General features: G+C 71.4%; 15 protein-coding genes. 7 read left to right on the forward strand and 8 right to left on the reverse strand.

Annotation, left to right across the window (positions count from 1 at the left end):
* Nucleotides 1–52 precede the first annotated feature (52 nt).
* A complete protein-coding gene (locus tag EES43_RS17380) occupies nucleotides 53–889 on the reverse strand; it encodes a helix-turn-helix domain-containing protein (RefSeq protein ID WP_124269559.1) in 837 nt (278 codons plus the stop codon).
* 107 nt (nucleotides 890–996) lie between these two features.
* Between EES43_RS17380 and EES43_RS17385 the strand changes: the two genes are divergently transcribed.
* The 5 genes from EES43_RS17385 (at nucleotide 997) to EES43_RS17405 (ending at nucleotide 4,734) form a co-directional block, all read left to right on the forward strand.
* Nucleotides 997–1,257: a hypothetical protein gene (locus EES43_RS17385; protein WP_124269560.1), complete on the forward strand. Its 261-nt coding sequence runs from the start codon at nucleotides 997–999 to the stop codon at nucleotides 1,255–1,257.
* A gap of 73 nt (nucleotides 1,258–1,330) precedes the next feature.
* Nucleotides 1,331–1,729 carry a hypothetical protein gene (locus EES43_RS17390; RefSeq protein ID WP_241192465.1) on the forward strand — a complete coding sequence of 133 codons (399 nt, stop codon included), beginning with the start codon at nucleotides 1,331–1,333 and terminating at the stop codon, nucleotides 1,727–1,729.
* A complete protein-coding gene (locus tag EES43_RS17395) occupies nucleotides 1,693–2,142 on the forward strand; it encodes a hypothetical protein (RefSeq protein WP_124269562.1) in 450 nt (149 codons plus the stop codon). The genes EES43_RS17390 and EES43_RS17395 overlap by 37 nt, the downstream gene beginning before the upstream one ends.
* Before the next feature lie 436 nt (nucleotides 2,143–2,578).
* Nucleotides 2,579–3,667, forward strand: a complete 1,089-nt coding sequence (locus tag EES43_RS17400) for a hypothetical protein (protein ID WP_241192466.1) — start codon at nucleotides 2,579–2,581, stop codon at nucleotides 3,665–3,667.
* A gap of 140 nt (nucleotides 3,668–3,807) precedes the next feature.
* Entirely contained in the window at nucleotides 3,808–4,734 is a 927-nt protein-coding gene (locus EES43_RS17405) for a GNAT family N-acetyltransferase (RefSeq protein WP_124269563.1), read from the forward strand.
* Between the two features lie 69 nt (nucleotides 4,735–4,803).
* Here EES43_RS17405 and EES43_RS17410 read toward each other — a convergent pair whose 3' ends face one another.
* Nucleotides 4,804–5,505 carry a TetR/AcrR family transcriptional regulator gene (locus EES43_RS17410; RefSeq protein WP_124269564.1) on the reverse strand — a complete coding sequence of 234 codons (702 nt, stop codon included), beginning with the start codon at nucleotides 5,503–5,505 and terminating at the stop codon, nucleotides 4,804–4,806.
* Nucleotides 5,506–5,615: 110 nt separating this feature from the next.
* On the opposite strand from EES43_RS17410, the gene EES43_RS17415 reads away from it, so the two are divergent.
* Nucleotides 5,616–7,049, forward strand: a complete 1,434-nt coding sequence (locus EES43_RS17415) for an aldehyde dehydrogenase family protein (RefSeq protein WP_124269565.1) — start codon at nucleotides 5,616–5,618, stop codon at nucleotides 7,047–7,049.
* Nucleotides 7,050–7,075: 26 nt separating this feature from the next.
* On the opposite strand, the gene EES43_RS17420 is transcribed toward EES43_RS17415, so the two are convergent.
* The 3 genes from EES43_RS17420 to EES43_RS17430 all read right to left on the reverse strand — a co-directional run bounded on the left by EES43_RS17420 (nucleotide 7,076) and on the right by EES43_RS17430 (nucleotide 9,689).
* Nucleotides 7,076–7,525 (reverse strand): VOC family protein, encoded by a 450-nt coding sequence (locus EES43_RS17420; protein WP_124269566.1) that lies wholly within the window; start codon nucleotides 7,523–7,525, stop codon nucleotides 7,076–7,078.
* Between the two features lie 91 nt (nucleotides 7,526–7,616).
* Complete coding sequence (rarD, locus tag EES43_RS17425; RefSeq protein ID WP_124269567.1) at nucleotides 7,617–8,681, reverse strand: EamA family transporter RarD; 1,065 nt, start codon at nucleotides 8,679–8,681, stop codon at nucleotides 7,617–7,619.
* A gap of 150 nt (nucleotides 8,682–8,831) precedes the next feature.
* On the reverse strand, nucleotides 8,832–9,689 hold the full coding sequence (locus EES43_RS17430) for an SDR family oxidoreductase (RefSeq protein WP_124269568.1): 858 nt from the start codon (nucleotides 9,687–9,689) through the stop codon (nucleotides 8,832–8,834).
* Between the two features lie 147 nt (nucleotides 9,690–9,836).
* Here EES43_RS17430 and EES43_RS17435 point away from each other — a divergent pair, with 147 nt between their 5' ends.
* The gene (locus EES43_RS17435; RefSeq protein WP_124269569.1) at nucleotides 9,837–10,220 is read left to right on the forward strand and encodes a winged helix-turn-helix transcriptional regulator; all 384 of its coding nucleotides are present in this window, start codon (nucleotides 9,837–9,839) and stop codon (nucleotides 10,218–10,220) included.
* A gap of 171 nt (nucleotides 10,221–10,391) precedes the next feature.
* Here the strand turns inward: EES43_RS17435 and EES43_RS17440 are convergent, their stop codons facing one another.
* The 3 genes from EES43_RS17440 to EES43_RS17450 form a co-directional block, all read right to left on the reverse strand.
* Nucleotides 10,392–11,465: a 2-oxoacid:ferredoxin oxidoreductase subunit beta gene (locus EES43_RS17440; protein WP_124269570.1), complete on the reverse strand. Its 1,074-nt coding sequence runs from the start codon at nucleotides 11,463–11,465 to the stop codon at nucleotides 10,392–10,394.
* Nucleotides 11,458–13,446 (reverse strand): 2-oxoacid:acceptor oxidoreductase subunit alpha, encoded by a 1,989-nt coding sequence (locus EES43_RS17445; RefSeq protein WP_124269571.1) that lies wholly within the window; start codon nucleotides 13,444–13,446, stop codon nucleotides 11,458–11,460. Before EES43_RS17445 ends, EES43_RS17440 begins: the two co-directional genes overlap by 8 nt.
* 250 nt (nucleotides 13,447–13,696) lie before the next feature.
* Nucleotides 13,697–14,356, reverse strand: a complete 660-nt coding sequence (locus EES43_RS17450) for a response regulator transcription factor (protein WP_124272043.1) — start codon at nucleotides 14,354–14,356, stop codon at nucleotides 13,697–13,699.
* Between the last annotated feature and the right edge of the window lie 450 nt (nucleotides 14,357–14,806).

Consider the following 14,806-nt stretch of genomic DNA (forward strand, 5'->3'; position numbering starts at 1 on the left):
TGGCCGCCGTTGTTGCTGTAGGAGGACGTGAACCATCGGGGGGTTTCGGTCGTCACAGGGTGACCTTTCGCAACTGGTTGATCATGTCTACGGACGCCGCCTGGGAGGGGGCCACGGCCTGCATCTGATGGTAGGCCGTCAGCAGGGGCAGCACCGAGGTACTTTCGCGCTCCAGTTGACCCCGCTGCGCCGACTCCGCGTACGACATGAGCGAACGGTCCGCCAGGGTCAGCACGGTGACCGGCAGGTCGAACGGGCGGCGTTCTGCCATGTCGAACGTGGCCACCTGGAGCACCGTGTTCGACAGCTCCGCGAACTCCGTCAGCCTCTCCAACTGCGCGCCCATCACCGCCCGTCCGCCGATCGGCCGACGGATGCAGCTCTCGTCCAGCATCGCGAAGACCAGCGGCGGGTTGTTCCGGACGAGAGCCGCCTGCCGTTCCGCGACGAGCGCGATGCGTTCCTGTGCCTGGTCGTCGGTGATCGCGCCTCGCCGTACGGCGCTCTCGGCCAGGACCGTCGCGTACTCCGGCGTCTGGAGCAGTCCAGGTATGACGCCCACTTCGTACAGCCGGATCTCCGCCGCCCGGCCTTCGTGCCCCAGGAACTCGGGAAAGCCTTCCAGCAGGCTGCCGTGCTTGATCTCGCGCCACTCGCGCTCGAACGTGTCGGCGGACTCGCTGATGCCGAAGGCCAGGTCGGCCCTTCGCGAAAGGCGCAAGGTCGCAAGCTTGCGACCAGTTTCGACGGACGAGATGTGCGTACTGGAGTATCCCGTACGGTCCCCCAGCTCTTCCTGCGTCCAGCCCCGCTCCTCACGGAGACGGCGCACGCGCGCCCCGAAGGCCGCTTGCGGCGAGCTGTCCGGGTTCAACTCCTTGCGGTTCACAGGTTTTTCACCGATCTTCCGTGCCAATTCGACAGGTTGAATGGTCCTTCACCGTAGGTCACGCTGAATCGCCCCGGTAGTGGAATGACTACAGAGAGGAGCGATCGGTGTACGACGAGAACGTCTGCCCGAATGCGCAGGACCCTCCCCGCCTCCCGGCCCTCGGTGCGCTCGTGGTGGATACCGGTCACGGGGACCGCGTGGGGGAGTTCCGAGGCGTCGCCGGCCCGTACTGGGCGCTTCGGCCCGTCGGCGGCGGGCCCGAGTGGGAGGCGGAGCCAGGCAAGGTCCGCGCCGCGCTCACGATGGAGCAACTGCGGGCCCGGACCTTGCGGATGAACGCGCGAAGCCGGGGAGAGGTGCTGTGATCCGCAGTGGCCCGCCGACGGAAGCGACGCGTCCGCGCCTCGCCGGCGGTGTCCGGTGAGGGCCGCCCGGTACGTGGCGGAGAGCCACGGCGGCGACGCGGGCCGCGCGGTCCGGCTCGGCGGGATCATCGCGCCGACGCGGCGGCTCGCGCTCCGCTGGATGCGGCGGCAGGCGCGGCGGTTCGCGGACGCGCTCGACCCCGATCCGTACGCCGGGTGGGTGCCTGCCCGAGCGTTGTACCCGGTCGCGGAGGCGCGGCGGCGGGACGCGCCGACCGAACTCCGCGTCTGGGCCGACAGCCTGCGCGAGCATGACTACGCGCTGCGGCGGCTCGCGGACGGGCTGCCGTACGAGTTCGTCGCCCGCGACGCCGCGTCCTGGTACGGGCTCGTCGTACGGCCCGTGCGCCCCTATGCCACCGAGGAGGAGATGACGTGTTGCAGTGCACCGCTTTCACCGAAGTTCCCGTGATGGCCGCGCTCGTCGTGTTCACCGTGCCGGACGGCGGGTCCGGCCCCGCTCCGGACGCCACGGATCTCGACGAGTTCGTCCTGTGCGAACTCGGCGAGCACGACGACGGGACCGAGCACGCCGCCCAGCTCCGGGCGGGAGAGACGCAGGCCGCCCGCGACCTGTGGATGTTCTGGAACGACACCGGTACGCGCCGGGCCTTCCGGCTCGCCGAGTTGCCGCCGTGTCCCGCCGTCATCCGCAGCCTGTCCGTCACCCACGGCCACGCGTGCATGCTGTTCGACCGGCATCCGTCCGCGCACTCGTGGGACGTGGCGGACCCGCTCGGCGACCTGCTCGCGGAACGGGTCCGGGACGAGGTGCTGCGGCGGCGTCACGGGAGCGGTGACGCGGGCGGTGACGACGCCTCGTGACGACCGCGAACGCTGAGCCCGGCCTGCCGTCGGTCGGACCGTCCCACCGGGCGGGTCCGAGGCTCGGGCTCGGGCTCGGAAAGTGATCGGCGCTGCGGTGAACGACGCGGGGGCTCGGGCGATGGAGCCGTCTGATGAGGTCCCGCGTCGCGGACCGCGACCTACGGGATCCCGCATACGCGCATGAGGTCGCCCGGCGGAGACAGCGGACCAGGGAACCTCTGACGGGTCCCGGATCAGCGGCACGCTGTGGCCGGGCAGAGGAAGCACTTCATCGAGTGTGACTTGCCTGTCGTGCTGTCAACTGCGTTGCCTTCGCGATCTGTTCGGGACGGGTGCCCTTATTTGTTTCTTAGAATCGATCCTTACGTTCGGCTCCTGAGAGGCCAGTCATTCTTTTTGGTGACGTACCGCTCTTCCGGGAAGGGGAGATTTCATGAACAAGGCCAGGCATGCCGCCGCGGGGGCAGGCGTCCTCATAGCCGTCATGGGGGTGCAGACCTCCGCGCCCGCCGTCGCCGCCCAGGCGTCCAGGCCACCGGCCCTCGCGTCGGGCCATCCGGCCGACGGCCTGTACATGTCCCTCGGCGACCTTGAGGACGCCATGGACGGCGGCAATCCAGATGTACGGAAGATGATCGACCGTTCCGACATCGCCAGTGTGCAGGTGGTGGTGGCGTGGGGCGCTCTGGAGGAGGCGAGGGGCGAGTACCGGTGGACGCGGCTCGATGCCGCTCTCGACTACCTCGTGAAACGCCACAAGAAGCTGTACGTCCAGGTGCAGGACCGCTTCTTCTCGACGACCCCCGCGCAGGCCAAACTTCCCGCGTACGTGAAGGACGCCGGCGGGGTGGTGGCGACGACCGATGACCATCCAGGCTCCGACCCGCACGCCACCGGGGCCATGGCGGCGCAATGGAAGGGCGATGTGCGGACAGGCTTTCAGAGCCTGCTGAAAGCCATGGCGGATCACTTCAAGGGCAAGCTGGCCGGGGTGAACCTGCCGGAGACCTCGGTGCAGGTGCCTGAGGACGAACAGAGGCGCACCGGGTTCACTGCCGAGAAGTATTTCCAGGCCGAGCGTGCCAACATGCTGCGCGGAAAGGAATTCTTCAGTCACGCCGGCGGCAGTACCGATTTCATCCAGTACGCCAATTTCTGGCCGATGGACAAGGACGAGGAAGCCCGCTGCGAGGCCGGCAGGGGCCGCTGTGCGGACGAGACGCGCATGGACGAGATCGTCCGCCTCGCCGCGGCCAACCAGATCGGGATCGGGGGACCGGACATCCTGCCAAACAGGCCCTATCCCACGCAGAAGTCGTACCAGTTCATCGAGAAGTACAAGGACCGGCTCCCTGTCGTCGCCATGGCGGTCCAGGAACCCACTCTCACGTATGAGGACCCCGAAAACCCAGGTCACCCCTACACCCGGGAACGATTCACGGACTTCGCGCGGGACGCGCTCGGCGCGAGTTCCATCTTCTGGACCGTCGAGGCGGACTGGCTGAAGGAGCCCGCGACGTGACAGCGGAGGGCCGGCATCAGGTCTTCGACCAGGACCGCGCCGCCGAGCCCGAACTCCCGGCGGCCAGGACGCTTCCGCCCGAGGCGATGCGCTGACCGGCCGGGGTTACGTGCAGGTGACCGGATGAGGGACCATGCGGCATGCATCCGGACGACTGGCACCTCACCGAAGACGCCGACGCCTTCCTCGCCCGAGCCGGGGACTTCCTGCGCTCACGCCCCGCCCTGCACACCATGTCGCTGACGATCGCCGAGAAGCTGCGGGCGAGCGCGGCGTCCGCGCGGGGCGTCGACGCGCCCGTGTTCGGCCGGCTGGAGAGAGGCGGCGAGGTGCACGCGACCTTCGTCCAGCGGACCTCCGCCGGTTCGCTGAGCCTCACTCCTCTCACCCGTGAACAGGCCGGCGAACTCGCCGCGCGCCTGGCCGACCTCGGGCGGTCCGTCCCCGCCGTCAGCGGGGACCACGACACCGCCACCGCCTTCGCCGAGGCATGGCAGCGGCGTACCGGAGCGATGCCCACCCTCGGCACGCGCATCCGCCTCTACCGTCTCGGCACACTCACCCCGCCGACCCCGTTCCCCGAGGGCCGGGGCCGCAGGGCGGACGCCGAAGACCTCGACCAGGTCGTGCGGTGGTGCGGCGAGTTCTGCGACACGGTCGGGGAAGTCCCCTCCGTGGACTCCGCCTCCTGGGCCGGATCGCGCTTCTCCGACCGGCACTTCACGTTCTGGGAGACGCCGGACGGCGCTCCCGCCTCCATGGCTGCCGTGACCACGATGACCGCCGGCATGGTCCGGGTGGACCCCGTGTACACCCCGGCCCGCCTGCGGGGGCGCGGTTACGCGGGAGCCGTGACGGTCGAGGTGAGCCGGGCCGCGCTCGCCGCGGGCGCGACGGACGTCGTGCTCTTCGCGCACCCGGACAACCTCACCAGCAACGCCCTCTACCGGCGCCTCGGGTTCGTGCCGGTGGCCGAGTGGGCCGGGTACACCTTCTCCCGCGACGCGGCGCTGGCCAGCGAGAACAACGAGGTCCGGCGGGACGCCACCACGGCGGCGAGGCCGTGAGGCCCTGACGACCCGAGGCTGCGAGGCCCTGACGGCCCGAGGTCGTGACGCCCCGAGGCCGCGAGCCGATCAGGCCGCCGGGGTGGAAGCGCTCGCCCGCGTGAGTACGGAGAGGAGCAGCCGGAGTTCGGTCTCGGCGAGGTCGTGGCCGGGGTCGTGGGCGGGAGCGGGGTCGTGGCCGTGGTCGGGGTCGGAGTCGACGGCGTCGGTCCCCGACGCCTTGTCCGGGTCCGGCGGTGCCAGGAAGGCCGAGCGGGCCAGGGCGGTTCCGATCACCACGAGCACCAGGACGTCCATCTCGGCGGCACCGACGGCCTGGCCCAGCTCGCCGCGGCGGACGGCCTGGGCGACGAGCGCTTCGAGCTGTTCGCGGACCGCCAGGTAGACGTCGTCGTGGAGGATCTGCCGCAGCTCGGGATCGTGCGCCGCCTGGCCCATCAGCGACAGGAGCGCGGGCCCGGTGGCGGCTTCCAGAATCCTCCGCTTGCGCGCGAGGAGCTCCCGGACGTCGCCTTCGAGGGAGCCGGTGTCGATGCCGCTCAGTTCCTCCAGGGCGATGTGCCGGGCCACGGCCCCGGCCAGGGCCTGCTTGGACGGCCAGCGGCGGTAGAGGGACGCGGTGGAGGCCCCGGCGCGCCGGGCGACGGCCGTGGTGGTGAACGCGGCCCAGCCCGCTTCGTTGAGGACTTCGATCGCCGCTTCGATCAGGGCCGCGTCCACGCGCGGGTCCTTCGGTCGCCCCGGCGGCGCGGTGTCGGGCTTCGTCGTCATCACCGGTTCTCTCGTGTCGCGAACGTGTACCTGTACGTGAACGTGTACCCGGCGAGTGTACCCAGACAGAAACGAAAAGGATTCGTTTCGTAATGAGGTACGGTGGTTCCATGACGACGACACCCGAGACCATGTCCGGTATCCCCGCGGCCGTGTCCGACGTGCGCGGACTCTTCGACTCCGGCGCGACCCGGCCCCTGTCCACCCGCGTGGCCCGCCTCAAGGCGCTGCGCGCCATGGTCACCGAGAACCAGGCGGACTGGGAGAGCGCCCTGTGGAGCGACCTGCACAAGAGCGCGGGCGAGGCGCAGCTGACCGAGATCAGCGTGGTGCTGGCGGAGATCAACCACACGCTGCGCCACCTGCGGCGCTGGGCACGGCCCCGGCGCGGCCCGGTACCGGCGGCCCTGTGGCCGGCGCGGGCCCGGCTGGTGCCCGAGCCGCTGGGCGTGGTGCTGGTGATCTCCCCGTGGAACTATCCGGTGCAGCTCCTGCTGAACCCGCTGGTCGGGGTGCTGGCCGCCGGGAACGCGGCCGTCCTCAAGCCGAGCGAGCTCGCGCCCGCGACCTCGGCGCTGATCGCGCGGCTCGTGCCCCGCTACTTCCCCGACGGCGCGGTGCGCGCCGTGGAGGGAGGCGTCCCGGAGACGACGGAACTGCTGGCGCAGCGGTTCGACCACATCGTCTTCACGGGCGGCGGACCGGTCGGCCGTATCGTGATGCGCGCGGCGGCCGAGCACCTGACGCCGGTGACACTGGAGCTGGGAGGCAAGTCGCCGGTCTGGTTCGACGACGACGCCCGTCTGCACCAAGCGGCGCGGCGTCTGGCCTGGGCGAAGTTCACCAACGCCGGTCAGACCTGTGTCGCCCCCGACTACGTGATGACCACCCCCGACCGCGTGCCGGCGCTCGTGGCCGCGCTCGAAACCGCGATCGCGGACCTCTGGGGCGCCGATCCCCGCGCCGCCCGGGACTACGGCCGCATCGTCAACGAGCGCCAGTTCGACCGCCTCGTCTCGCTGCTGGACGGCGTCGAGGTGGCCGTCGGCGGCGAGCACGACCGGGCGGAGCGCTACCTCGCGCCCACGGTCGTGACCGTCCCCTCCTCCGGTGGCCGTCCGGCCGTCGGCCCGGACGCGGCCCACCCCGTGCTGCGCGAGGAGATCTTCGGCCCGGTCCTGCCCGTCGTCGCGGTCGAGTCGGCCGAGCAGGCGGTCGAGATCGTCAACGGCTGGGACAAGCCGCTCGCCCTGTACGTCTTCACCTCCTCCACCCGTACGCGCCGCCTGTTCGAGCGGAAGACCTCGTCCGGCGCGGTGGTCCACGACGCCGGTCTGATCCACGTCGCCGCGACCGGCCTGCCCTTCGGCGGCGTCGGCGCCAGCGGTATGGGCGCGTACCACGGCACGTATTCGTGGCGGACCTTCTCCCACCTCAAGCCCGTCCTGCGCAAGCCGCTCGCCCTGGACACGTTGCGCCTGGCGCAGCCGCCCTTCACCGAGGGCCGACTGCGCCTCGTCAAGGGCCTGATGCGACGCGGCTGAGACACGGGCCGCCACGGGCCGCCGCGCTACTGCACGCAGAACTCGTTCAGCTCAGGGTCCGAGAGGACGAGCCAACTTCCGCCCGGCTCCTCGACGCTGCGCAGGATTCTCGCGCCCAGCCCGACCAGCCGGGCCGCCTCCTCGTCGCGCTGCCCCGGGGCGGTGTGGACGTCGATGTGGAGCCGGTTCTTCACCGTCTTCGGCTCCGGCACGCGCTGGAACAGCAGCCGCCGCCCCAGCCCCGTACCGCTCGTCTCCTCGAACGGGTCGTCCGGGTGCCGTGCCGCCGCGAGGTCGCGCCAGGCCCGGCGGCCGTGCGCCCGGACGGTGATCGCCTCGGGCACGGCCCCGGCCGCGAGCAGCTGCTCGACCAGGGCGCTGTTGTCCTCGACCAGGTAGCCCAGGGCCTCGGCCCAGAAGCCGGCCTGGGCATGCGGGTCGGTGCTGTCGATCACGAGCTTCCACGCCAGAGTCATGGAAGCCGTTCCTAGTGGTTGCCCGAGCGCGGGCGCAAGGGACACGCCGGAATCGCCGGGCCGGCTTCCCACCGGTCCGGTCCGGCTGCCCTCAGACGACCTTCTGCTGCGCGGGCGTCGCGGACTGCGCGGGCGTGGACGCCGTAGTGGCCGTAGTGGCCGTGGTGGCTGTAGTAGCGCCCGTGGCGGTCGCGGACGGCGTGGACGGCGTGTCGGCGGCGGCCTCGGAGCCGGCTCCGGCCGCCGCCAGCAGCTTCGCCGCCAGCGCCCGGTTGCGCCGCGCGGTCCGCAGCGCGTCCCAGGTCAGCAGGGACAGGGCCAGCCAGACCAGGGCGAAGCCCGCCCACCGCTGCGGCGGCATCGCCTCCTGGAAGTAGAGGACGCCGAGCGTGAACTGGGAGACCGGGGCCAGGTACTGGAGCAGCCCCAGCGTCGACAGCGGTACGCGGACGGCCGCCGCGCCGAAGCAGATCAGCGGGACGGCCGTGACGAGCCCCGTCGCCGCGAGCAGCACCGCGTGTCCCGTCCCCGCGGCGGCGAACGTCGACCCGCCGGTCGCCCCCAGCCAGACCAGGAAGCCGAGCGCGGGCAGGAACAGCACGGCGGTCTCGGCGGCCAGCGACTCCAGGCCGCCCATGTCGACCTTCTTCTTCACCAGGCCGTACGTGGCGAAGGAGAACGCCAGCACCAGGGAGATCCACGGCGGACGCCCGTACCCGATCGCGAGCACCAGCACGGCGGCCAGGCTGATGGCGACGGCGGTCCACTGCACCGGCCGCAGCCGCTCGCCGAGGAGCAGCACGCCCATGGCTATGGTGACCAGCGGATTGATGAAGTAGCCCAAGGACGCCTCGACGACCTGGCCCTGGTTGACCGCCCAGATGTACAGGCCCCAGTTGACGGTGATGGTCGCCGCGGCGACGGTTATCAGGCCGAGCCTGCGCGGGTCGCGCAGGAGTTCGCCGAGCCACGCCCAGCGGCGCACGGCGAGCAGCGCGATCGCGACGACGCCGAGCGACCAGACCATCCGGTGGGCCAGGATCTCGATCGCCCCGGACGGCTTCAGCAACGGCCAGAAGAGCGGAACCACGCCCCACATCCCGTACGCGCCGACTCCGTACAGCAGACCCGCCCGCTGTTCGTTCTTCCCCACCACGGGTCCTCCCGGCGTACCTGTGCCGACCGGTGCGCCGACGGCACGACGGTAACGCCGGAAGGGCCGCGCGTCATTCCCGTCTCATGAAAACGCTCATGACACCCCGTCAGTGCCGGGGTGCGCCGAAGTCCGACCGGCGCGCGCCGGGGCTCAGGAGGCGAGGGCGGCGCGCACCGAGGTCGCCAGCGGCGTGGTCGGGCGGCCGATCAGCCGGGCCAGATCGCCGCTCGTGCCCGCGAGCAGCCCCCGCCCGATGGCCTCGTCCACGTCCACGAGGATCGCGGCGAACCCCTCGGGGAGGCCGGCGCCGACCAGGATCTCCTGGTGCACGGCGGCCGGGACATCGTTGTACGCGATCTTCCGGCCGGTCTCCTCCGTGAGCAGCGCGGCGTACTCGGCCAGCGACCAGGCGGTGTCGCCGCTCAGCTCGTACGCGGTGTTCAGATGGCCCTCGCCGGTCACCGCGACCGCTGCCGCCGCCGCGTAGTCGGCGCGGGTCGCCGAGGCGACGCGCCCCTCGCCCGCGTTGGCGACGACCGCGCCGTGCTCCAGGACGGGGCCGAGGTTGCCGGTGTAGTTCTCCGTGTACCAGCCGTTGCGCAGGAACGTGTACGGCAGCCCGGAGGCGAGGATCAGCTCCTCGGTGGCCCGGTGCTCGTCGGCCAGCCGGAAGTCCGCGCCGGGCCCGCCGAGGATGCCGGTGTACGCGAGCTGCGCCACGCCCGCCGCCTTCGCCGCGTCGATGACCGCGGTGTGCTGGGGGACGCGCCTGCCCACCTCGCTGCCCGAGATCAGCAGCACCCGGTCGCCGGCCCGGAACGCGCCCGCGAGGGTTTCGGGGCGGTCGTAGTCGGCGACGCGCAGCTCCACGCCGCGCGCGGCGAGCGGTGCGGCCTTCTTCTCGTCGCGGACGACCGCGGCGATCTCACCGGCCGGGACCGTGGCCAGCAGGGCGTCGACGACGAGGCGGCCGAGTTCTCCGGTGGCTCCGGTGACAACGATGCTCATGGGGTGGTACTCCGTTTTCGGTGGTTCGGACTTCGACGCACTCGACGGTCCGGACTTCGACGGTCCGGTCCGGTCTGCGCTTCCGGAATCGACCTTACGGTGAGCACTTACTGGAGGAAAGTACCCACTTTCACGTAAGGTACTGGCATGAAGGTAAGTGTTGAGGGCTGGGGCCTCGCGGACGTCAACCAGCCGATGTGCCCGTCGCGCGGGGTGCTGGAGCACGTCACGAGCCGCTGGGGCGTCCTCGTCCTCGCGGCGCTGCTGGACCGTCCGTACCGCTTCAGCGAACTGCGCCGCACGGTGGGCGGCGTCAGCGAGAAGATGCTGGCCCAGACCCTCCGGACGCTGGAGCGCGACGGATTCGTCCACCGCGAGGCGCAGCCGGTCATCCCGCCGCGGGTGGACTACTCGCTCACGGCGCTCGGAGTCGAGGCAGCCGAGCAGGTGTGGGCGCTGGCCCGCTGGACCGAACAGCAGGTGGGCGCGGTGCGGGCGGCGCGCGAGGCGTACGACGAGGCCCGCGCCTGACCCCGGGGCGCGGGCGTGGCGCGAACGCGGCGCGGGCGCGGCGCAGGACCCGCTCCCGACCACTTCGTGGAACGCGACAGGGCCCGGACCCTGCCCCCCTCCGGCCGGTTGGCGTAGGCGGGGGCAGGGTCCGGGCCCGTGGGCTCCCGTGGGCGCGCCCGTGGCGGCGGCTCAGCCGATGACGGTCCAGGTGTCGTTCCCGGCGAGGAGCGCGCCGAGGTCGCCCTTGCCGTCGCGCTGGACGGCGGCGTCGAGCTGGTCGGACATGAGCGTGTCGTAGACGGGCCGCTCCACGCTGCGCAGCACCCCGATCGGCGTGTGGTGCAGGGTGTCGGCGTCGGCCAGCCGGGACAGGGCGAACGCCGTGGTGGGCGAGTCGGCGTGGGCGTCGTGGACGAGGACCCGCTCGCGGTTCTCGTCGGTGACGGCGACGACCTGGAGGTCGCCCGTGGCCGGATCGCGCACGACGCCCTTGGACCCGTCGGCCCCGAACAGGATCGGCTGCCCGTGTTCGAGCCGGATGACCGCCTCGGCCGCCTGCTGCTTGTCCTTCAGGACCTCGAACGCGCCGTCGTTGAAGATGTTGCAGTTCTGGTAGATCTCCACCAGCGCCGTGCCCGGGTGCTCGGCCGCCGCGCGCAGCACGCTCGTGAGGTGCTTGCGGTCGGAGTCGACCGTGCGCGCCACGAACGACGCCTCCGCGCCGATCGCCAGGGACACCGGGTTGAAGGGCGCGTCGAGCGAACCCATCGGCGTGGACTTGGTGATCTTGCCGACCTCGGAGGTCGGGCTGTACTGGCCCTTCGTCAGCCCGTAGATCCGGTTGTTGAACAGCAGGATCTTCAGGTTCACGTTGCGGCGCAGGGCGTGGATGAGGTGGTTGCCGCCGATGGACAGCGCGTCGCCGTCACCGGTGACCACCCACACCGACAGGTCGCGGCGCGAGGTCGCGAGCCCGGTCGCGATGGACGGGGCGCGGCCGTGGATCGAGTGCATCCCGTACGTGTTCATGTAGTACGGGAAGCGGGAGGAGCAGCCGATGCCGGAGACGAAGCAGATGTTCTCCTTCGCCAGGCCCAGCTCGGGCATGAAGCCCTGCACCGCGGCGAGTACGGCGTAGTCGCCGCACCCGGGGCACCAGCGCACTTCCTGGTCGGACTTGAAGTCCTTCATGGACTGCTTGGCCGCGGCCCGGGGCACCAGTTGCAGCAGGTCGTTGTGGAGCAGTTCGTCGGTGTCAGGCATCGATGGCCTCCTGGAGAGCTGTGGCGAGCTGCTCGGCCTTGAACGGCATTCCGTTGACCTGGGTGTAGCTGTGCGCGTCCACGAGGTACTTCGCCCGCAGCAGCAGGGCGAGCTGGCCCAGGTTCATCTCCGGCACGACCACCTTGTCGTAGCGCCCGAGCACGTCGCCGAGGTTCTTCGGGAAGGGGTTGAGGTGCCTCAGGTGCGCCTGGGCGATCGGCAGCCCGGCGGCGCGCAGACGGCGTACGGCGGCGGTGATCGGCCCGTACGTCGATCCCCAGCCCAGCACCAGGGTGCGGGCCCCGGCCGGGTCGTCGACCGCGAGGTCGGGGACCTCGATGCCGTCCACCTTCGCCTGGCGGGTGCGGACCATGAAGTCGTGGTTGGCGGGGTCGTAGGAGATGTTGCCGGTGCCGTCCTGCTTCTCGATGCCGCCGATGCGGTGTTCGAGGCCGGGCGTCCCGGGGACGGCCCAGGGGCGGGCGAGGGTCTGCGGGTCGCGCTTGTAGGGCCAGAAGACCTCGGTGCCGTCGGCCAGGGCGTGGTTCGGGCCGGTGGCGAACTTCACCCGCAGCTCGGGCAGGCTGTCCGTCTCCGGGATGCGCCACGGCTCGGAGCCGTTGGCGAGGTAGCCGTCGGAGAGCAGGAAGACCGGGGTCCGGTACGCCAGGGCGATCCGGGCCGCGTCGATCGCGGCGTCGAAGCAGTCCGCCGGGGTCTGCGGGGCCACGATCGGGACCGGGGCCTCGCCGTTGCGCCCGTACATCGCCTGGAGCAGGTCGGCCTGCTCGGTCTTGGTCGGCAGGCCGGTCGAGGGGCCGCCGCGCTGGATGTCGATGATGAGCAGCGGAAGCTCCAGCGAGACGGCGAGCCCGATCGTCTCGGACTTCAGCGCCACCCCGGGCCCGGACGTCGTCGTCACGCCGAGCGCCCCGCCGAACGCGGCTCCGAGCGCCGCGCCGATCCCGGCGATCTCGTCCTCGGCCTGGAAGGTCCGCACGCCGAAGTTCTTGTGCCGGCTCAGCTCGTGCAGGATGTCGGAGGCCGGGGTGATCGGGTACGAACCGAGGTACAGGGGGAGATCCGCCAGCTGCCCGGCGGCGATCAGGCCGTAGGACAGGGCGAGGTTCCCCGAGATGTTGCGGTACGTGCCCGTGGGGAACGCCTGCGAGGCCGGCGCGACCTCGTAGCTGACGGCGAAGTCCTCGGTCGTCTCGCCGAAGTTCCAGCCGGCCCGGAAGGCGGCCACGTTCGCCTCGGCGATCTGCGGCTTCTTCGCGAACTTGCGCCGCAGGAACGCCTCCGTGCCCTCGGTCGGCCGGTGGTACATCCACGACAGCAGCCCGAGCGCGAACATGTTCTTCGACCGCTCGGCCTCCTTGCGGGAGAGCCCGAACTCCTTCAGCGCCTCGATGGTCAGCGTGGTCAGCGGCACCGGGTGGACGTTGTACGCCTCCAGCGAGCCGTCCTCCAGCGGGTTGGTCGCGTACCCCACCTTCGCCATCGGCCGCTTGGTGAACTCGTCCGTGTTGACGATCACCTCCGCTCCGCGCGGCACGTCGGCGATGTTCGCCTTCAGCGCGGCCGGGTTCATCGCCACCAGCACGTTGGGGGCGTCGCCGGGGGTGAGGATGTCGTGGTCGGCGAAGTGGAGCTGGAAGGACGAGACGCCCGGCAGGGTGCCTGCGGGGGCCCGGATCTCGGCGGGGAAGTTGGGCAGGGTGGAGAGGTCGTTCCCGAAGGACGCCGTCTCCGAGGTGAAGCGGTCGCCCGTGAGCTGCATACCGTCACCCGAGTCGCCCGCGAAGCGGATGATGACCCGGTCCAGGCGGCGGACCTCCTTGCCGCCGCCGCCCGTGCCCGTCGCGTCCGCTGTTCCCGTCGCGTCCGCCGTTCCCGGCGCGGGGGCTCGCTGGCCCCCGAGGACGGTGTCGTTCGCCTCGTCGGCCATCTCTGCCGCGCTACTGACCTGGCTCGTCACTGAACTGGACCTCCCTTGGGGCGGCGGTTCGAAACCGTCCGGCCGGCCGGCGGTCCCAGGGGCCACCCTACTTGCGCGAGGGTGGCCCTCCAGGGGCCGATCATATGGTGGACACCGTTTTGAGACACCCTTTTAGCCCGGTTTGCCATCTTTCACAAGCCCCTCGATCGCTCGACGGAAACGCTCCGCACCCAGACTTTGGTCCTAGGTCCGGAGATGCTCGACCAGGTATCTGACAGTGTGTCAGTATCTAGGAATTGAGATAGGTGAGTACCGCGAGGACACGTCGGTGGTCGCCGTCGCTGGGTGAGAGCCCCAGCTTCTGGAAGATGTTGCTGACGTGCTTCTCCACCGCACCGTCGCTCACGACGAGCTGCCGGGCCACGGCGGAGTTCGTCCGGCCCTCCGCCATCAGGCCGAGGACCTCCCGTTCGCGCGGCGTCAGCCCCGCCAGCACGTCCTGCTTGCGGCTGCGGCCCAGCAGCTGGGCCACGACCTCCGGGTCGAGAGCGGTGCCGCCCCGCGCCACCCGGACCACCGCGTCCACGAACTCGCGCACCTCGGCGACCCGGTCCTTCAGCAGATAGCCCACCCCGCGGCTGCTGCCTGCCAGCAGCTCGGTGGCGTACTCCTCCTCGACGTACTGGGAGAGCACCAGCACCCCGATCCCCGGGTAGTCCTTCCGCAGCCGCACCGCCGCGCGCACGCCCTCGTCGGTGTGGGTCGGCGGCATCCGCACATCGGCGACCACCACGTCGGGCAGCGCCCGCTGCCCGTCCAGGTCCGCCACGGTCTTCAGCAGCGCCTCGGCGTCGCCCACGCCCGCGACGACATCGTGCCCCAGCTCGGTGAGGAGGCGGGTGATCCCTTCCCGCAGCAGGACCGAATCCTCGGCGATGACCACCCGCACCCTGTTCTCGACGTGCTCCACGGGCTTGCGTTCCTCCACTGTTCCGTGATCTCCGGCCGGTGTGGCTGGTGCGCCCGGTATTACCGGTGCGCCTGGTGTGCCTGTTGTGGCCGGTGCGCCTGGTGTTCGTGGCGTGCTTGGCATGGTCCCGTTCCCGTATGCATCGCGTTCGCCCGTCGCCGCGCTGAGGGCCCTCCAGCCCCAGCATCCCAGGCGCGGGCCGCGGGTGGGGGCGGTGTGGCGAAGGCGCCGCCCGCACGGGTGCCCCGACCGGCCGCAAACCCCGCGGTCCGGGGCGCGTGCGCCGGACGGCGGGGTGAGGTGGGCGAGCGGGCGACGGAGCTCCGCCGGGGCGTGCGCCCGGGTGCGGGGCGGGCGCGGACGGGTCGCGCAGGCCGGCGAGGCGGGACGGGGCGCGGGCGGGCCCGGGGCGCGGGGCGGGGCCGGACG

The organism is Streptomyces sp. ADI96-02 (assembly GCF_003846185.1).
GTDB lineage: Bacteria > Actinomycetota > Actinomycetes > Streptomycetales > Streptomycetaceae > Streptomyces.